The organism is Psychrobacillus sp., assembly GCF_032154225.1.
In the GTDB taxonomy this organism is placed as follows: Bacteria; Bacillota; Bacilli; order Bacillales_A; family Planococcaceae; genus Psychrobacillus.
The window spans coordinates 18764-34601 of the sequence record NZ_JALDYF010000027.1; the positions used below are offsets into that span (position 1 = coordinate 18764).

Here is a 15838-nt window from a genome sequence, read left to right on the forward strand (position 1 = left end):
TTCAATTACCTCCTAATTTTCGATTAAACTTCTGGTATTGTTTCTCCAACTCGTAAGATAACAAATGCTTCGTTGTCCACAACATCCCCATCAACGATTGCATAACCCATGTAATCAGTTAAACGTTCACGAACATGCTCTTCTTTGTACATAGTGATATCTTCATTGATGTTTGCGATATAACCAGAGCCAGGATTACCCACAAGAATTTCTCCTACTGGAATAGAAGCATCAGCTTTAACTACCCGTCCGAAAATACGACCAACTCCACCGCTCATTACATCGGCAATGAACATTGGGCGACCATTACCATCCACAAGATTAGCAAGGTCAGACCAAATAGTTGCGTTGTTTGCATAAATAGCAGAGCCATTTACATATGAAGAATGCAAACCACCCATGGCAGCCGTCAGGTTTGTGTAAGCCAACTTATCTTTAGTGTAATTAATCACCTGCGGAGTATCTGCTTCAGCTTCTAAGCGTGTTTTAATTCCGTAAGGTTCCGGCTTGAATGATTCTCCACTTCCCGGCTTCCCTTTACCTTCATAAACACCGTGAGCCAAGGCAATACCCATGCGATCAGCAATTTCACGTTGAATGTAAGCAACAAATTCAGAAATTGCCATCTTACGTAGTTTCCAAGTTACTTGAACCGCCTTAGCGAGCTCGTTACCAGTCAATTCAAGTGTTCCGAAACCTAATTCATCAGTATCAACAGTATCTGCTTCATCATACCAACGAGCTTCTGCACTATTATTACCTTTAATCATTGATAGGTGGCCTTTAACTCTTAATTTACGTACATCAGCCCACAATGGATATTGTTCCTCAGCACGCTTCCAAATACCAGCAGCGATTGTTTCTGGAATAAGTACTTGTGTGTTGTTTGTATCGTGAGTAAATTCGTTATCGAAACGAGAGTTTACTTTTTCGAATACTTCAATTTCATTATCATTAAGTTTTTGACCCATCATATCTTTTGCCCATGCATTTACATAAATATCTTGTTCATTCGTTACCTTAGGTTGTTCAGTTGTTCCCAATATTTCTCCCCCTCCTACATTTTCCGATTTGTTTTCAAGATTAATAGGTTCTTCATTACCTTTTAGAGCCGCAAGATTAGCTTTAGCTTTCTTTGTTTCTTCCCAACGATTATCGAGGGTTTCAACTTCATTCATTTTAGCTTGTGATTCTTCAAACTTACCTTCACCAATCAATTCTTCTGCTGTATTCATGATTTCTTTACGCTGTGCTAAATATTGTTCTTTTGTCATGACTTAACATCTCCTTTTAATTTCAATAGGTTTAATTTTGTTTTTTGTTCCATTAAAATATCCGATTTACTTTCCTCTATGGAAGCAACCGGACTAAATTTATCTTTCATATTTCTAATCGTGTCAATCACCTGCTGTGGAAGCATTGGAGAGTTCCCAATACTTGCAGAGAATTGAAGTTGATCTTCAAACATGATTTCATCCGCAAGCTTATTTTCTAACGCTTGTTGAGCATTAAACCATGTTTCTTTATTCATTAATTCTAGTAATTCCTCTTCTTTCATTCCGCTTTTAATCATATACGCATTAGCAATAGATTTATTGTAATTCTTTAATACATCTGCTTCATGTTGCAAATCTCGATAATCTCCAGCAGCTCTAGAAGAAACATTATGAATCATAATCTGCGCAGTTGGTGAGATTTGAACTTTTTTACCCGCCATCGCTATTACAGATGCAGCACTCGCAGCAATACCAACGACTTTCGTAGTAACATTACCGGCATATGATTTCAATTCAGTGTAAATTTCACTTCCAGCAAACACATCACCGCCACCGGAGTTGATAATGACTTCCACATCTTCATTGCCCGCAGATTCGAGAGCGTCAGCCACCACGTTAGGACTTGTTGCTTCAATGTCGAATAAGTCATAAATCCATTGCACATCATTAGATATGATGGTTCCCTTTATCTTTATCTTCTTCACCATTATCACCCCCTCTCGGCTCATTTATAGGCGCTGTATCTAAACGCCTTACATATTGGTCTCCACCTTCAATAGGTGCCATGCCGAATACATTACGTCCTTCGTTAGCATTAACGTAACCTCGGTCGATACCATTGTTCACGAAGTCCATTTTTGTTTTTAGTGAAGCAAATGCTAGGTTGCTAGATTCAAACATAATTTTATTACCATGACCTCGTTCTCTTCTGGTAAATATTTTCCGCGTGTATTCATCACTTAGTTGGATGATATCTGCTTCGATAGTGCCTTCATAGTAAGAAACCCACTCATTTTCATTATAAGAACTGGAAACGATCTTCTCATTCGTATTAAAAAAACGGTAAATACGCTCTGTTGTGCTATCCATTTGCTTTTCGTTTGGCACATAATCTTTTGGTTCAACCTGTTTTGCATCCATTTTCGCATCGGTTGCAGCTGCACCTGCCGCTTCACTTTCGATACTTAAAAAGTCTTCTACAAATCGCTTAGTTTCTCGTTTAATGTCCTCTGGTCGCAATGTTTGGTTGAATTTCAATAACCATTTAACGATATTAGAGTTTTTAATCGCCTTTACTATCCCTTGATCTGTTGTTGTTACAATTTCCATTAGCGGCGCAAGTGATTCTGCCGGATGTGTACCAAATAAATCATCTTCATTAAAATCTTTTCTCAAATGAATAATGTCTGTATATTTAAAAGTTGCTTGATTACCATTCCTTAAAGAAAATCTTAAATAGAGTCTTCCTCTATCATCTGTTAAGGCTTGAGTGCTTGATGATGAAATCGGATATATTTCTATAGGCATTCCATTAACATCACGATTGATATAAGCGAACGCATTATTATTTAATTCCAACTGCACAATAAGTTTTTCTTGTAATTGTTGACCTGTCATATAAGGGTTAGGTTCTTCTAATAGAAACCGTATATATGGCTCTGGATTTACCTTTAATCCTTCTGCGTTTTCTCGGATATGTTTCCCTACAGCTTTACCAATCGCCCTCGCTTTCGGTCGTATGGACGAACGAACAATGTCAGATTTATAAACATTACCGTCATAACCAAAGTAACTTGATCCTTCATCTGTAAACATTTTATACGTGGTTACTTCCACTGCTCGGTTTTCTTTTTTAAAACGGTTCAGTAATCCCAATGTCTCACCACCTTTAAATTAGATTTACATAATCCTGGTTCTTATCTTGATATACAACGTAAGCATTAAGCATTGCCGCTGTACCATCAATTCGTTTTCTTTGTGTTTTTCCTTTTGATGGTTGAATATTATCGTTTTTATCAATATCAACGGAAGTATTCGATAAACACCATTTCGTAATCTGGTTATTGTTATAATTGATTCTTTTTGCTTCCAAATCAGCTCCCATGTTCCTCATTGGACCAGAGAGAGTTTTCTTCCCTTGAATAACAGGAAGCATGGCGTCTTTCCCGAACTTGGTTTGCATATCTTCCACAAAGTATTGTGCTGACCAACTATCATAACCAATCCATGGCAAATAAATATCTTGCTCGTTTTGGACTTCCAAGAACCAGTCGACCACGAATTTATAATGCACTTTATTACCAGGAGTTGTACGCAACAACCCTTGCTCCCTCCAAATGTCATAAGGAACATTGTCTTCCGCTGTCCTCTTCTCCAATAAATCCTCCGGCAACCAATACATGTGCTTAAAATAAATTTCCTCACTACCTGGTACTTGAAACAAAACACATGCCGCAGTCAAATCTGTTGTTTGCGATAAGTCAACTCCACCAATTCCATAGCGCGGCTTTAACTTTTTTACTTCAAATGTTGCTTTATTGTCGAGTTGTTCAAACGTTAACCATGCTTCAGATGAAGTCTCGCGAATATTAAAATCCTTTGTCAGTAAGTTTTTCACCAACAAAGGATTCGCTTTAGCTTTATTAACTTTTCTCTCTAATTCGTCTCGTTTTTTAATAGTGCCAAGACCTGGATTGGCTTTTGCCCACTTCTTAGGATTGGTCCATTCTTTCCTGCTGTCTAGTTCGTAAACAATCGGAAGCACATGCTCATCCTTGTAACCATTCGGATCTTCATAACCATTAATGATTCTTTCAACTTCATCATACTTTATATCAAATATGCCTTCCCGGACTGTTCCGGCTGTTGTGGTAATGAGGGAGATAGGTTGATTCCTCGCACTCATACCATCCACAATTACGTCATACAAATTCTTATCTTCTATAGCATGTAACTCATCGATTAGACTTGCATGTATGTTTAGCCCATCTAAAGTATTAGAATCGCTGGAAAGTGGCTTAAATGAACCATCATTGAAGTCTGAAAGTAATTCAGCAACCAACGCTCTTATTCTTTTTCGTAATACAGGAGATTTTTTAACCATTCGTTTAGATTCCAACCAAACGATCTTAGCTTGGTCTTTTTTGGTGGCTGCTGAAACTATTTCTGGACCAGGTTCACCATCAGCAACTAACATATATAATCCAATTGCAGATGCCCAAGCAGATTTCCCGTTTTTTCTCGCTACAATTAAAATAAACTCGCGATATTTGCGAGTCTCTTCTGTCTTATGAATAAATCCAAACAATGCAGCAGTCATAGCTTTTTGCCATAGCTCTAATTTAAATGGTTTACCGCCCATTTCGCCTTTGCTATGCTTTGTAAAATTTTCAACAAATTCTATAGCGTGGTTCGCTCTTTCGGGAGAATATTCATAAACTGAATTAGCATCGTTTATATCGTCAATAAGTTTTTTGTATACGCGTCTAATCTTTTCGCCTACAATCACTTTATTAGATTTGATCTGATCCCAATATTCAATAACAGGATTGTAAGCTAGGGGATACTTTTTCATCGACTATTCACGAAGGTTTCAAAACCATCATCCTCATCACCTGGTTTCTTAGGTTCAGGCTTCGGGATGTAATCTCCCAACTGCTTCATGATACTTTGGAAATTCTTATTCATTGCGATATACCTTCTTGCTTGCGGCCGCTCTCTTTCATATGGCTCCTGGTGTTCAGATTGGGAAAACATTTCATCATAACCATTAATATCTAAGTCTTCTCTGATATCCTCTAGTCGTATACGCAAGTCAGCAGCTTCCACGATCAACCCTTCCACAACCATGAGGGTATCTTTTGGCAAGTCTTTGTATATTCGCTTAAGCCGCTGTATTTCTTTATTCACACGTTCATCTTTCGTCAACTCTTTCTTACTTGCCATAAATAGCACCTCTTTTCTTTATCTTTTTGGGGGTAGGGGGTCACGCGGATTTTTCCTGTGTGTTACGCAAATCTATGCGTTCGCTTTAATTGTGTCAAAATTTCACACAATAATAGGGGGGAGTTACCTTCTTTTTTATGTTTTCTTTACCAAATTCCCAAATTCATCAAATTTCAATTCATTACGAATAGGCGAATACACCTGTTTATGCTCCTTGTTATGGCAACTATGACATAACAGCTCAAGGTTATCTGCATTGAGTGTTACACTAGGATCATTAACATTCTCTTTTGTTATATGGATTTTATGGTGAACAATATCCCCTGGTGCATCACACCGTTCACACATACCGTACTGACTACCGTAGTAAGACTGTCTTAACTTTCTCCATGCTGAAGTGTGATAGATTTTATCGCCAACTCTTTTGCGTGAAGTATAGTTTGTTTTATCCATTGTTGATCAACTCTTGCTTTAGCTTTGTCATTCTATAATTGATTTCTGTTTGCAACTTCATTAGCTCTTGTGTCTTAGCATTACCTCTGCGCATTCGTATGATCTTCTTATGCATCTGTCTTACCTTATCGTCCGTAACGAATGAAGTATATCTTTTACCACAGTGAATACATGTGAAGTATGTTTCTTTAATGCCTTTAGGATGTTGTGTCTCTTTATATTTGACGGAGAATATCTCATTGCAATGATCGCATGTGGCGAATACTGGTCTGGTCATACTTTCCGTCCCTCCCCAATCACCATGTGAGTTAGGCTTCCTGTCTCGTCCTTATCGTAATACTTCACCATAAACTCAACCTTACCTGGATCTAATGTTTTTGTTTCCCAAGTGAAATCAATATTTGTTTTCCCTGTTATCTCTTCACCTTTATAAATAACTTTAGGTACATTGTCTAAGGATTCTATTTCAATGCTTAACAACGGGTTACTTTCTCGAGTTTGGATTGACTCTAACTCTTTCAAAGCAGCTGTAGCTTTCTTTGCTTCACGTTGGATTGCCTTTAATTCTTTAATAGAATCAGATAGATCCAACTTCACGTTTGCTATTGAAACTTTCTTCTCAATCCTATTTAAGTTCCCTCCACAATATGGACATCGTGTTCCATCTATACGCCTTTTTATTGTTTGTATCTTGCACCTGCACCAAGCGCATTCATAACTAAATGTTTCTTCGCACGACTTATTGTCTGCCATGATCAACACTCCTTTTGATATTCTTAAAATACGCAACTGACTTAATTGTCGAATATTGTATTATTGTATTTCTATCAATTTCTTAAAACCTTGTAGTATAATAAATTTGTAACATTGATCCGTTGGATTGCTAGGTTCGCCCTTCCTGGCAAATAATATCCAACGTAAAGGGTGATGATCATGAAGGTATCCTTCAAGGGGTTTAACCTCGAGTTGGAAAACAGCCTAGTCGCTGTTGTAGCCGGAATGATAGCAGGCTTGTTCTTCTAAAGAGGAGCAAGTTTGTTTTTTTACATAGAAAAAGACACCCACAATTAGTGAGTGCCTTTGATATATTTTTCTTATACTACCATAATAGCCCATTTTATCACATCAATAGTGCCATCATAGTGTCATGTTACTTTTCGATATACCATTTGGCTTTAAGAATATGATTTTTACTGATGTTATGAGTTGTCGGAATCCCACCATGCATAACACTTCTTTCAAACGCAATTCCTCTTTCTGACTCATATTGATACATAATCGTTTTGTTTCTTTCAGCCCACTCTTCTATTGCTGTTTGGAAATCGTATGGCCCACTCCATTTGTTTTCATCTACCGCCACCCCAGCACCTCCCCAATAGCTTGTATTACTTCATCACGCCACCTAAATGCCTGACGCCTACTTACGGATAACTCTCTTGCGATACCTTCCCAAGTCTTCGTCTGCGGCTTTATCCAATATTTCAATCGTACTAACTTTTTGTAATCCTCATTAGCATTATTATAGACTCTTTCAATAGCATAAGCGATACTTTCTAGATTTTGAAGCTTCCTGTTTGTCGTCAGTGCTGTTGCTATGCGTTCAGTAGGTGATGATGGCAGATTACCTCTCCCTCCACCTTCATTTTCATCTTCGTTGGTATTGCAGAAGATAATGTCTTGGCGTAACCTTTCAATCTCTTTCACTGTTTCGTTATAACTGTATAGCTCTGATTCTATGTGTTGGAACGTTGCTTTCTTAAGTTTTGTCATACAGATACCCCCTGTTGCTATTGCTCGTCAAAACGCCCTCTTAATCTTGCTGCCTTTTCTTTCTCACGTTTTATTTGTTTACTAGCCTTTCTAAGCGCTGTCGTTTGCCTATTGATCTTCTGTCCTTGCTGAATATACTTTTCCTCAACACGTTTTACTAAAATAGCTAGTCTTGATGTCGATACCGTCTTTTGAGTAGCGACTATGTGTTTTAGTTCTTCGATTGGCATGAGGATTCACCTGCCAGTGCTTTATCAACATACCCTAGCAAATACTCAACATCGCTGCTTACATGTTCGATTTGAAATCTCAATTCTTCTAATCCTTCACGATAACGTTTGTTTTCTCTGTGCAATTGCATATTTAACTTATATAACTTGTCCACTCGTGACTGCGTTAATTCTCTTTGTTGGAAATGATTGTCTGCCAATGTCTTGTTTTTCTTTCTTAGCTTCTCCATTTCCGTATCGTATTCGCCACGTTGATGCAATTCTTCTTCTCCGATTAGCATTTCCGCAAATTCTTTTAATCTTTCTATTTCCTTCTGCTGTTCCTCGACCTTTGCTGACATCCCGTGATTAGCTTCTTCTAAAATTTCCTTAAGGTTTTGGAATGACTCAATTTTATTCGCCTGTTCCTCCACAGTGGAGATAAGCCAATCTCCGTCAGATGTATTCATGTGTCTATGTTTCCAGTTTTCCTTAATGATTCCCAACCGTTCTTTATTCATCTACCTCTACCTCCTTCAATCCTAAATATCTCTCCATCTTTTCCGCCAATTCAGCACGAGCGATTAGCCAATTCATATCAGCAACATCAATATCGTAATAAGGCAACGTGCCACCATCAGATAAAGCTATATCTATTGCATCAGAGTAATGCTCTTTTATCTTTTTGAGTCGTCCTTTATCCATCAACCTCTACCTTCAACAATGCTTTCAATTTCACTTAAAACAACAACTAGAATTGCTCCCCATAAAACTAATCTCGGAATCTTATTTTCCTTAAAACTATATACAAGACCAATGAAAAGCCATATTATGATTGTAATTATCGGAATAATCATCCCTCTACCTCCAAAATTCGTTTAAATACTCGAATCTATTAAAAATTAGATTGGATAATCTAACTCAACAATTTGTTCGAACTGTGACACAATGTTTTATTTGCTTGTTTGTAAATCCACATCAGGAATAATGGATTCTGGTCTAAACAACACCTTATAACGGAATGGGTCTTCGGTCTTTGCGTCAGTTTGTTCAACAAAATAACTAACGTTGTCACTTAAACCTAGGTAATGTCTTTTATATTGGTCATCTCCCACTTTGCAAGTTACTTTTAGTTGTTTATCACTGGCAATGTCCAATGCACACAACCCTTCAACAGTCAGTAGGTATTTATCAGTTATCCCATTAAAGAACACTATTCTTCTTTGTACTTTAAATGAATCTGCCGACTTACTTAGGTTGCTATTTACTGTGTCAGCCTCCGTACAACCAGCCATAATAATTGCCATAAAAACAATAAGGATTGCTACAAATTTCTTTTTCATTCTCATCAACCTTTCAATTTTATTTGTGTCGCCACTTGGTTCAATTTTGTTTCGGTAAAATGTTAGTTGGTTCAATTTCAAAACACTCACAAATATCATTAAGTTCTACCGCAATAACTCCGTCCGTAAGCAAATAAACTCGTTCTCCACCTTCACAAAGGTAGTTGTCTCCTACTATTTCAGCAAATTCGCTTAAATAATGTGGTGTAATCCACAAAATCAATTTATCGCCCCGCCAATCAATTTCTTTTTCTTGAACAAATTTATAAAGTTGTAATTCAGTCAATTACCTTCAACTCCTTACTCAACTATTTCTGTCAACTCTCTACCTCTTCAATCCTTACCTCTACTCTCGGATTCTCGCTATAAAACTTCTCCACTTTACTGGACACTATCTGACTATCATCCTTGTAAATTAAATCGTTTAGCGCATCCTCAATGCCTTTTAAATAGTTCGAAGTGTCCGGCTTGGTAATCGGTCGATATAAACCTGCTTCTGCTTGACCCCTGCGCTTCTTAGAGAAGTTCTTAAGCATTGGTCTATAAACCTTTACCGTCATTCTTATTGCACATTCCAGTGGTTCATGTGGAGCGTACCGCCTAGCAGCTAGACGGATATACTCCTTATAGTTTCTTGATTTTGATGTATCGTACATTCTTACTCGCCCGTTTATCGTAGTGGCTCTTGGTCTTGCTTGTGCCACAGGATCACCCATAATCGTAAACTCAATCATTTACCTCAACCTTTGCTTTATACATTTCTATTAGTTTCTCGTTAGACATTTTATTTAATGCTTGTTCGGTCATACGAGTATTCATCATTAACTGGAATATGATGTCCTGTCGTTCTAGGTTGCCGAGTGTCATGGTGTATCGCCTTCTATGGTCCATTTGCATTCAAGAAAATCATGAAAACATAATTGTGGTAGACTAGCATATTTAGTAAGCGTTAGAGTCCCGCCATCATTAAAATGAATTTTCACCTTTTTATCTTCCTTGAACGCCTTCATGACATCTTCAAAGCTTACAAAGGTTGGTAGGATGCGCCAATCTGCTTCCGTGAAATGTTTATTTCCAAGTATTATATAGTCATCTTTGCGACCTTCTTTATCGCACCAATAGAATCCACCTTGCTCTTCTTTCGATACGTATGCCGTCCCTTGGTGATTATATTTCTCTGTTGCAGCTATTTGCCCAACCTTCAACCTATCTATCATCTGTCCTGTAGTTAGCCATTCAGTCATATCAAGTCATCCTCCTTAACAAATACTCCGTTGACCATCTTTCCTTTACGATCTTTTATTTCATCATAAGCACAAGCTGCGCAGTCCTCTATACTTGTCCCTAATTGCATTGAAAGAATCGTTAGCACGACATACATATCACCGATTGAATCAATTACTTGTTCAGGATTATTTTTAGCCATTCCCTCACACAATTCTCCAAACTCTTCTCCCAGTTTTAACGCCTGTTTGTAAGAGTCCGCAGTATCCAAGTTTCTTTCCCTTGCCCATTGTTTTATATTCACAGTTAACTCATTCATTCCATTCACCTCTTTACCAGTATTCCGAAACAACTTTCACAGAAACTACTACGCTTTTTCTTGTAAGACTTTTGGCACTTTAAGCATTTATTCATTGGGTTACCTCCGTTGTATGTTTTATAGTCGAACTATGACATTAAAATTCTTTCTTGCACTTTGGGCATTTGAGGATAGGTATTCGTGACCATCCCCCAAAACCTTTATATCACCAGTTTCAAATAACTTTTCATCGCATCTTCTGCATTTAACAATTGTGTTTTTCACGTTTTTCACTCCTTCACAGTTTCTGCCTACCTAGTCACTTCCATGAACCATTCTTTGTCCCATGTATCTAAGGTAATATTGACCAAATCCTCGTTACTTTCCCATATCGTTTCTTCGTACCTGGTTAATTTATAATTCATAACAGATTCCATACGCTTGATCTTCGGGAAATTTACTAGACTCTTAAATTCTTCTTTCCTAATCACATAACCAACTTTTCCGTTGTCTGTTTTTACCCACTCACTTTCTATGAACACGTGAATCACTCCCTCGGGATTCTTTTGTCCACCTCACGTAAGGCTGCGTATCTATATTCGGTAAACCTCGCTAGGTACATTAATTGACCTAGCGTGGCAGATTTAAGATTTTTCAAAATGGCAAGTCGTCATCTTTTATATCTATTGGTTGTCCGTTATTAGCAAATGGATCTCCTTGGCTTTGTTGATTGTTAGTTTGATAGTTATTTTGTTGGTTGCCTTGCTGATTGTCTTTCTTCGGCTCTAAAAACTGAACTGAATCTGCAACAACTTCTGTAATGTATACACGCTTACCGTCACTTCCTTCATAGTTGCGTGTCTGTATTCTTCCGTCCACACCTGCGAGTGAGCCTTTCCTCAAGTAGTTAGCCACATTCTCTGCCGGCTTTCTCCAAATTTGCACCTGGATAAAATCAGCTTGTTGTTCACCATTATCATTTTTAAAGTTTCTGTTAACAGCTAATGTGAAGTTAGCTACTGCCACACCATTCGGCGTATAGCGTAAATCTACGTCTTTAGTTAATCTTCCTACCAACACGACTCTGTTCATCATTATTTAGCTTCCTCCTTGTGATTCAATTGCCTTTAATATGTCTTTCAATGCGTTACGGGCCCCAATGTACGATTCCGCAATTCCTCTCCAACTAATGTAATCACCCTCAAATTCAGCAGCTTGCATCAATTGACCACCTTTTGATATGCGGGATAAATATTGTGCATCCGTTCCGTTCTTACCGTCTTCACGCATTCTTTTAAATTCCTGACCTTGCGCCACTTCCGCAGTACCTTCAAAATATTTCTGTTTCTTTTTATGCCATGCTGCTATGTTCCAGGCTTGTCTTTCTGCCTTGGTATAAGAGTATTGAAGTTTAGCTATCTCATAAGGTGCTAGGCTGTCCATTCGGCTGTCTAGCGCCTGTATTTCTTTTAGTGCATTCTCATGGGCTTTTTCAAATTTCTTTAGTTGGTCCATATCCTCACCTTTTTATCATTTTCGATTCGTGTTTTATTCGGAATGTGACTTAACTGTTTTCAATAATGCTTTCTAAAAGTTCCTCTAAATCATCCAATAATGCCTCTTGTGTTGTAAACGATTCTATCTTTCCACTTTTCAGCTCACGCACCCAATCTAATGCTGACCTTGTATCATTGGCTAAAGTTAATCTAGTTCGTCGTAACTCATCTATAGCTTTTGATATACCCAAACATATCGCTCCCTTGTGTCGCTTTTTCTGTCTATGTTCCCCTTGCATGTTCGCACTTTATTTGACTACACTGGATAATGGATCTTTATCGCTATTTTTCTAAAATTACCAAACTTGCTCCCTTAACCTCACTCATGTACACCGTAACGATCTGCAATTGTTCACCTTCATTATTTTGTTCAATATGTTCTTTAATCCAGACTTTCTTTGGAAATTTCAAAAGTAATCACCTTCAATTTCTCGTATCTCCCATATCGGCGCATTACATTTGATGCAATAATCATAGTCCGGTTCAAGTAAGTGCGATTCACCAAACATAGGACTCCATTGCGTCTCCATTTTGTGAACGCATGCTTTCACTTCATCAATTCTTCTTTGTTTAACAATCGGCGATTGACTACAATATATTTCTTCGTGAATCTTTGCTCCATTCTTCGATAAAAGCCGTTTACCGCAATATTCGCATTGGTAAATTGTTTGATTTTTAAGAACCAGCAAGGCGCTCACTCTCCTTTTGCATGAACTCTTCAAAGGCTTCATCAGTCGTATTTGGAATTAAATCAGCTACAAACAAATCGTACTTATCCGACCAAAACCATTCGCCATATAAATCCTCATGCAATATTTCCAATCCTTTTCTAACATCCTCATTCTTGTGTGGGCTGTGATTACCTCGATGATGTTCACTGCAAAGGAATCTAATGTTTCTCCAATTTCCACGACCACCATTACTCCGGAACCTCACGTGATGTGCTTCTAATCCTTGTGTAGTCCCGCAGACGAAGCAATGTTCCCCATGTTGCCTTTGTGCTTCGGCATATTCCTTAGATGTGATACGCCCTCTTTTGGAACGCTTAGGAATCACTCTGCCCTTATATAACTCCGGTTTATTTGGTTGAGCCTTCTTCTTTTTCCTTTCTGGATAACGCTTCTTATTCACCTTCGGCTTTTCTGTTACCTTTAGCTGATCCTCTTTTGAATAAGGATGGAAGCCGTAGCTCATAGAATCACCTTCATCAGTTGACGTAATGGCTCATTAATGCGCTTCATTTCCTCCAGTTGCAATCTCAATCGCTGATTTTCCTGTTTTGTAACTTCATGATTGTGTTCCTCCTTAATTAACAATCTATCTACTTCGATTACCATGTCCTTCTCTTCCGCAAGCTCCATTTCCAATTCTCTAAACTTCTGGTACCAAGTTTCTGACATGGGTTTCATTCCTCCAACTCCTTAATATTTAATTTTTTCCATCCGACCAACATGTACGCTGCCATTCCATACTTTCGGATAATTTCTTTATCTATTAATTTATCTCGCTTATGTTGCTTGTACTTCTCTATCGTTAATCCTTTTACATTAGGAATCTGTAAGCCGTTAGATATCTTCCAAGCTAGTAATGTCGGGATAGACATTCCGAACTTTTTAGCAATATGAACATCAGCATATTCTTCCTTTAGCCTGCGATAGTTATCTAATGTTGGCTCGACTTCTGCTACAGATGTTCTATACGGTCGTCTCTCTTTCTTTGGTTTCGGTGCAAAAGCTTCATAATATCTTTTGTATTCTAATATTTCAGATTTCCTCAATCCTGTACGTTCAGCTATTTCTTTGATTTCTACTTTTCTTTCGAACAAATAATTCATATCGTTTGTTGTGATGTCAGAGCCTTTGTCCAAGACTTCGACAACGCGCTTCGAATATTTAGGGTAGGTTATCAATAGACTCACTCCTTAATATTCCGTAACCTGCAATGTCATTCCAAGGACTCTCTCCAAGAGCATCTTTGTCCGTTGCGATTCTCATTAGTTTGTCAAAAACTCTTATCAGCCCTAACATATCTGCGTATTGTTCTGGACCAATGCCACCAGGATATAAAAGTCTCAAAAATTCATCCGATTTATTAAATGCATCACCGTACGCCTTGTTCTTTTCGTCCACAAGCCTTCCGATAGCAATAGCTATTTCTTCATACTTACCTTTTGGTTGGTTAACATTGTCCTGCATATCCAAAACGCTCCCTCGCTTCCTGTATGCGTTGTTTATATATCTTTCTGTCTTCCTCATACTTTCTTTTTCTCTGCTCTCTGATCGTTGCTGATGCTTCACACAAGCATGGGTTTACCTCCCATGCTCCGGGAAAGGGTTGACTGTAATATCTCCCCATCCCTCTGCAATTTGAGCAAGTCATGATTCTTCCTCCAATACTTCCAAATATTTACCGCACTTTGGACACATCACCTTTGGTATAATTTCAAACTGCATTTTCGATACGTCACATTTTTTACAGATGTATTCGATCACACTCTCCACCACTTTCAAAATGGAATATTGTTCATTCTTTTATCCTTCGTCTCTTTAAAAACAATAAATTTGGGATTCCTGAACATTCTTGATACCAATTTCTTGTCATACATTTTAAATAGCGTTTCGCTAGATAGATTAGTAGTAATGATTGTTGATTTATCTTGCCTTGTTGTCGTGATCGCATATAGCACACGTTGCACAAAGTCTGTGGCTGTTTTATCTGTACCGATAGCTCCAGTTTCGGCGCCAATATCATCAAGTACCAGGTAATCAACCTCTGACATTAATTCAACAAAGTAATTTTCTGTATACTTACTTTGCTTGTTACTAAATGTGTCTTTGATTAACCTGAGCATACTTTCCACGTTTACGAATAAACATGAAGTATCTTGTCCATTTAATTCTTGTAACGTTGCATAAGCTAAGTGGCTTTTACCTGCACCTTGATTTCCCTGAAGAACTACGTTAAATACTTGTCCGTTTTTAAACCTGTTGACCGACTCTATGACAGTTTGCTTATTCTCGCGTTCTTCTGATTGTTCAGCTTTAAAATTTTCAAGAGTAGCATCTAACAACGTTTTGTCTTGTAATATGCTCTTATTATAAAGAGTGTTATATTTTTGCTGTTGCATTGACAGGTCAAATTCACTTTGCATTTTCTCTTGCAACTGCTGTTCAGTCTTTTCAGCTTCACACCGCGGGCACAACACTTCACCTTTGATAACCATCATTTGAATTGGCTTGACGATCTCCTGTCCGTTTTGTATATAGGTATGCTTTTCGCAAACATCAGAATGGAATGTCATATTCTTTAGCAATTTTTGCGGCATCGTTATTTTTTCCACCAGTTGTACCGCCTTTCTGATTTAGATAAGATTCAAACTTGGTACCAAGCAATGTTTCTGGACGCAAGAATTTATTCATCTTTGTGTCTGTAAGCCATTCTGCTGTTTTGATATTAATGACTGCTTTAAAGTCATCTAGTCTGAAACCTTCGTTCCAACGTGCTTTTATTAGGTCTTTTGTTTTTTTAGTTGTATGACGATAATTAGTAGAAGCTGCATCGTTGAGATAATTTATTATCTCTACAAAAGGTATTTCCTTTTTATCTTCTTCTTTTTCTTCTTCTTTTTCTTCTTCTTTTTCTTCTTCTTGTCCACGTATCGTGAACGTATCGTACAACTCCTTGATACCACTGTGTTCTACCTGTTCTCCTACGTAACCGATCAAACTTTCATCCTTCACTTCTTTTAGTTCAGAAAGCACAC

General features: G+C 37.8%; 30 protein-coding genes. All 30 read right to left on the minus strand.

The features are described 5' to 3' along the window. Positions 1 to 23: 23 nt before the first annotated feature. A complete protein-coding gene (locus tag RUH95_RS20060) occupies positions 24 to 1274 on the minus strand; it encodes a phage major capsid protein (protein ID WP_313894684.1) in 1251 nt (416 codons plus the stop codon). Further along, positions 1271 to 1984: a head maturation protease, ClpP-related gene (locus RUH95_RS20065; protein ID WP_313894685.1), complete on the minus strand. Its 714-nt coding sequence runs from the start codon at positions 1982 to 1984 to the stop codon at positions 1271 to 1273. The genes RUH95_RS20060 and RUH95_RS20065 overlap by 4 nt, the downstream gene beginning before the upstream one ends. After that, complete coding sequence (locus RUH95_RS20070; protein ID WP_313894686.1) at positions 1944 to 3152, minus strand: phage portal protein; 1209 nt, start codon at positions 3150 to 3152, stop codon at positions 1944 to 1946. The genes RUH95_RS20065 and RUH95_RS20070 overlap by 41 nt, the downstream gene beginning before the upstream one ends. Before the next feature lie 13 nt (positions 3153 to 3165). Beyond that, entirely contained in the window at positions 3166 to 4851 is a 1686-nt protein-coding gene (locus RUH95_RS20075) for a terminase large subunit (RefSeq protein ID WP_313894688.1), read from the minus strand. Next, positions 4848 to 5222 carry a hypothetical protein gene (locus RUH95_RS20080; protein WP_313894689.1) on the minus strand — a complete coding sequence of 125 codons (375 nt, stop codon included), beginning with the start codon at positions 5220 to 5222 and terminating at the stop codon, positions 4848 to 4850. The genes RUH95_RS20075 and RUH95_RS20080 overlap by 4 nt, the downstream gene beginning before the upstream one ends. A 135-nt stretch (positions 5223 to 5357) precedes the next feature. After that, the gene (locus RUH95_RS20085) at positions 5358 to 5675 is read right to left on the minus strand and encodes an HNH endonuclease signature motif containing protein (protein ID WP_313894690.1); all 318 of its coding nucleotides are present in this window, start codon (positions 5673 to 5675) and stop codon (positions 5358 to 5360) included. After that, positions 5668 to 5952: a hypothetical protein gene (locus tag RUH95_RS20090; protein ID WP_313894691.1), complete on the minus strand. Its 285-nt coding sequence runs from the start codon at positions 5950 to 5952 to the stop codon at positions 5668 to 5670. The genes RUH95_RS20085 and RUH95_RS20090 overlap by 8 nt, the downstream gene beginning before the upstream one ends. Then, the gene (locus tag RUH95_RS20095) at positions 5949 to 6428 is read right to left on the minus strand and encodes a hypothetical protein (RefSeq protein WP_313894692.1); all 480 of its coding nucleotides are present in this window, start codon (positions 6426 to 6428) and stop codon (positions 5949 to 5951) included. The genes RUH95_RS20090 and RUH95_RS20095 overlap by 4 nt, the downstream gene beginning before the upstream one ends. A 397-nt stretch (positions 6429 to 6825) precedes the next feature. Further along, positions 6826 to 7035, minus strand: coding sequence for a hypothetical protein (locus RUH95_RS20100; RefSeq protein WP_313894693.1), 210 nt, complete (start codon positions 7033 to 7035; stop codon positions 6826 to 6828). Next, complete coding sequence (locus RUH95_RS20105; RefSeq protein ID WP_313894694.1) at positions 7026 to 7445, minus strand: transcriptional regulator; 420 nt, start codon at positions 7443 to 7445, stop codon at positions 7026 to 7028. The genes RUH95_RS20100 and RUH95_RS20105 overlap by 10 nt, the downstream gene beginning before the upstream one ends. A gap of 17 nt (positions 7446 to 7462) precedes the next feature. Beyond that, positions 7463 to 7675 carry a hypothetical protein gene (locus RUH95_RS20110; RefSeq protein WP_313894695.1) on the minus strand — a complete coding sequence of 71 codons (213 nt, stop codon included), beginning with the start codon at positions 7673 to 7675 and terminating at the stop codon, positions 7463 to 7465. Next, complete coding sequence (locus RUH95_RS20115; protein WP_313894696.1) at positions 7657 to 8175, minus strand: hypothetical protein; 519 nt, start codon at positions 8173 to 8175, stop codon at positions 7657 to 7659. The genes RUH95_RS20110 and RUH95_RS20115 overlap by 19 nt, the downstream gene beginning before the upstream one ends. After that, entirely contained in the window at positions 8168 to 8359 is a 192-nt protein-coding gene (locus tag RUH95_RS20120; protein ID WP_313894697.1) for a hypothetical protein, read from the minus strand. Before RUH95_RS20120 ends, RUH95_RS20115 begins: the two co-directional genes overlap by 8 nt. Then, on the minus strand, positions 8359 to 8511 hold the full coding sequence (locus RUH95_RS20125) for a hypothetical protein (protein ID WP_313894698.1): 153 nt from the start codon (positions 8509 to 8511) through the stop codon (positions 8359 to 8361). The genes RUH95_RS20120 and RUH95_RS20125 overlap by 1 nt, the downstream gene beginning before the upstream one ends. A 96-nt stretch (positions 8512 to 8607) precedes the next feature. Continuing rightward, a complete protein-coding gene (locus RUH95_RS20130; protein ID WP_313894699.1) occupies positions 8608 to 8997 on the minus strand; it encodes a beta-sandwich lipoprotein in 390 nt (129 codons plus the stop codon). Between the two features lie 40 nt (positions 8998 to 9037). Then, the gene (locus RUH95_RS20135; protein WP_313894700.1) at positions 9038 to 9283 is read right to left on the minus strand and encodes a hypothetical protein; all 246 of its coding nucleotides are present in this window, start codon (positions 9281 to 9283) and stop codon (positions 9038 to 9040) included. Between the two features lie 31 nt (positions 9284 to 9314). Continuing rightward, on the minus strand, positions 9315 to 9731 hold the full coding sequence (locus tag RUH95_RS20140) for a RusA family crossover junction endodeoxyribonuclease (protein ID WP_313894701.1): 417 nt from the start codon (positions 9729 to 9731) through the stop codon (positions 9315 to 9317). Next, positions 9724 to 9864, minus strand: a complete 141-nt coding sequence (locus RUH95_RS20145; RefSeq protein WP_313894702.1) for a hypothetical protein — start codon at positions 9862 to 9864, stop codon at positions 9724 to 9726. The genes RUH95_RS20140 and RUH95_RS20145 overlap by 8 nt, the downstream gene beginning before the upstream one ends. Then, entirely contained in the window at positions 9861 to 10241 is a 381-nt protein-coding gene (locus tag RUH95_RS20150; protein ID WP_313894703.1) for a hypothetical protein, read from the minus strand. The genes RUH95_RS20145 and RUH95_RS20150 overlap by 4 nt, the downstream gene beginning before the upstream one ends. Next, on the minus strand, positions 10238 to 10540 hold the full coding sequence (locus RUH95_RS20155; protein ID WP_313894704.1) for a MazG-like family protein: 303 nt from the start codon (positions 10538 to 10540) through the stop codon (positions 10238 to 10240). The genes RUH95_RS20150 and RUH95_RS20155 overlap by 4 nt, the downstream gene beginning before the upstream one ends. A gap of 290 nt (positions 10541 to 10830) precedes the next feature. Next, positions 10831 to 11061, minus strand: coding sequence for a hypothetical protein (locus tag RUH95_RS20160; protein WP_313894705.1), 231 nt, complete (start codon positions 11059 to 11061; stop codon positions 10831 to 10833). A gap of 112 nt (positions 11062 to 11173) precedes the next feature. Next, the gene (ssb, locus tag RUH95_RS20165) at positions 11174 to 11614 is read right to left on the minus strand and encodes a single-stranded DNA-binding protein (protein WP_313894706.1); all 441 of its coding nucleotides are present in this window, start codon (positions 11612 to 11614) and stop codon (positions 11174 to 11176) included. A gap of 3 nt (positions 11615 to 11617) precedes the next feature. Continuing rightward, a complete protein-coding gene (locus RUH95_RS20170) occupies positions 11618 to 12034 on the minus strand; it encodes a hypothetical protein (RefSeq protein ID WP_313894707.1) in 417 nt (138 codons plus the stop codon). A 49-nt stretch (positions 12035 to 12083) separates the two neighbouring features. Continuing rightward, entirely contained in the window at positions 12084 to 12266 is a 183-nt protein-coding gene (locus RUH95_RS20175; protein ID WP_313894708.1) for a hypothetical protein, read from the minus strand. A gap of 484 nt (positions 12267 to 12750) precedes the next feature. Then, positions 12751 to 13269, minus strand: coding sequence for an HNH endonuclease (locus RUH95_RS20180; RefSeq protein WP_313894709.1), 519 nt, complete (start codon positions 13267 to 13269; stop codon positions 12751 to 12753). Further along, entirely contained in the window at positions 13266 to 13484 is a 219-nt protein-coding gene (locus RUH95_RS20185) for a hypothetical protein (protein ID WP_313894710.1), read from the minus strand. Before RUH95_RS20185 ends, RUH95_RS20180 begins: the two co-directional genes overlap by 4 nt. After that, positions 13481 to 13984 carry a hypothetical protein gene (locus RUH95_RS20190; protein ID WP_313894711.1) on the minus strand — a complete coding sequence of 168 codons (504 nt, stop codon included), beginning with the start codon at positions 13982 to 13984 and terminating at the stop codon, positions 13481 to 13483. The genes RUH95_RS20185 and RUH95_RS20190 overlap by 4 nt, the downstream gene beginning before the upstream one ends. Continuing rightward, positions 13968 to 14270: a hypothetical protein gene (locus RUH95_RS20195; RefSeq protein ID WP_313894712.1), complete on the minus strand. Its 303-nt coding sequence runs from the start codon at positions 14268 to 14270 to the stop codon at positions 13968 to 13970. The genes RUH95_RS20190 and RUH95_RS20195 overlap by 17 nt, the downstream gene beginning before the upstream one ends. 311 nt (positions 14271 to 14581) lie before the next feature. Next, positions 14582 to 15415, minus strand: coding sequence for an ATP-binding protein (locus tag RUH95_RS20200; RefSeq protein ID WP_313894713.1), 834 nt, complete (start codon positions 15413 to 15415; stop codon positions 14582 to 14584). Then, the coding region (locus tag RUH95_RS20205) for a conserved phage C-terminal domain-containing protein (RefSeq protein ID WP_313894714.1) at positions 15360 to 15838 on the minus strand (479 nt) is incomplete at its 5' end. The genes RUH95_RS20205 and RUH95_RS20200, both read right to left, overlap by 56 nt.

Excerpts from the sequence above, each read along its gene's own strand:
- RUH95_RS20145 (WP_313894702.1), bottom strand. The coding sequence starts at position 9,864 with ATGACACTCGGCAACCTAGAACGACAGGACATCATATTCCAGTTAATG.
- RUH95_RS20130 (WP_313894699.1), bottom strand. The coding sequence starts at position 8,997 with ATGAAAAAGAAATTTGTAGCAATCCTTATTGTTTTTATGGCAATTATT.
- RUH95_RS20195 (WP_313894712.1), bottom strand. The coding sequence starts at position 14,270 with ATGCAGGACAATGTTAACCAACCAAAAGGTAAGTATGAAGAAATAGCT.
- RUH95_RS20125 (WP_313894698.1), bottom strand. The coding sequence starts at position 8,511 with ATGATTATTCCGATAATTACAATCATAATATGGCTTTTCATTGGTCTT.
- RUH95_RS20075 (WP_313894688.1), bottom strand. The coding sequence starts at position 4,851 with ATGAAAAAGTATCCCCTAGCTTACAATCCTGTTATTGAATATTGGGAT.
- ssb (WP_313894706.1), bottom strand. The coding sequence starts at position 11,614 with ATGATGAACAGAGTCGTGTTGGTAGGAAGATTAACTAAAGACGTAGAT.
- RUH95_RS20090 (WP_313894691.1), bottom strand. The coding sequence starts at position 5,952 with ATGACCAGACCAGTATTCGCCACATGCGATCATTGCAATGAGATATTC.
- RUH95_RS20155 (WP_313894704.1), bottom strand. The coding sequence starts at position 10,540 with ATGAATGAGTTAACTGTGAATATAAAACAATGGGCAAGGGAAAGAAAC.
- RUH95_RS20095 (WP_313894692.1), bottom strand. The coding sequence starts at position 6,428 with ATGGCAGACAATAAGTCGTGCGAAGAAACATTTAGTTATGAATGCGCT.
- RUH95_RS20105 (WP_313894694.1), bottom strand. The coding sequence starts at position 7,445 with ATGACAAAACTTAAGAAAGCAACGTTCCAACACATAGAATCAGAGCTA.
- RUH95_RS20170 (WP_313894707.1), bottom strand. The coding sequence starts at position 12,034 with ATGGACCAACTAAAGAAATTTGAAAAAGCCCATGAGAATGCACTAAAA.
- RUH95_RS20085 (WP_313894690.1), bottom strand. The coding sequence starts at position 5,675 with ATGGATAAAACAAACTATACTTCACGCAAAAGAGTTGGCGATAAAATC.
- RUH95_RS20140 (WP_313894701.1), bottom strand. The coding sequence starts at position 9,731 with ATGATTGAGTTTACGATTATGGGTGATCCTGTGGCACAAGCAAGACCA.
- RUH95_RS20065 (WP_313894685.1), bottom strand. The coding sequence starts at position 1,984 with ATGGTGAAGAAGATAAAGATAAAGGGAACCATCATATCTAATGATGTG.
- RUH95_RS20110 (WP_313894695.1), bottom strand. The coding sequence starts at position 7,675 with ATGCCAATCGAAGAACTAAAACACATAGTCGCTACTCAAAAGACGGTA.
- RUH95_RS20115 (WP_313894696.1), bottom strand. The coding sequence starts at position 8,175 with ATGAATAAAGAACGGTTGGGAATCATTAAGGAAAACTGGAAACATAGA.
- RUH95_RS20180 (WP_313894709.1), bottom strand. The coding sequence starts at position 13,269 with ATGAGCTACGGCTTCCATCCTTATTCAAAAGAGGATCAGCTAAAGGTA.
- RUH95_RS20060 (WP_313894684.1), bottom strand. The coding sequence starts at position 1,274 with ATGACAAAAGAACAATATTTAGCACAGCGTAAAGAAATCATGAATACA.
- RUH95_RS20080 (WP_313894689.1), bottom strand. The coding sequence starts at position 5,222 with ATGGCAAGTAAGAAAGAGTTGACGAAAGATGAACGTGTGAATAAAGAA.
- RUH95_RS20150 (WP_313894703.1), bottom strand. The coding sequence starts at position 10,241 with ATGACTGAATGGCTAACTACAGGACAGATGATAGATAGGTTGAAGGTT.
- RUH95_RS20185 (WP_313894710.1), bottom strand. The coding sequence starts at position 13,484 with ATGAAACCCATGTCAGAAACTTGGTACCAGAAGTTTAGAGAATTGGAA.
- RUH95_RS20120 (WP_313894697.1), bottom strand. The coding sequence starts at position 8,359 with ATGGATAAAGGACGACTCAAAAAGATAAAAGAGCATTACTCTGATGCA.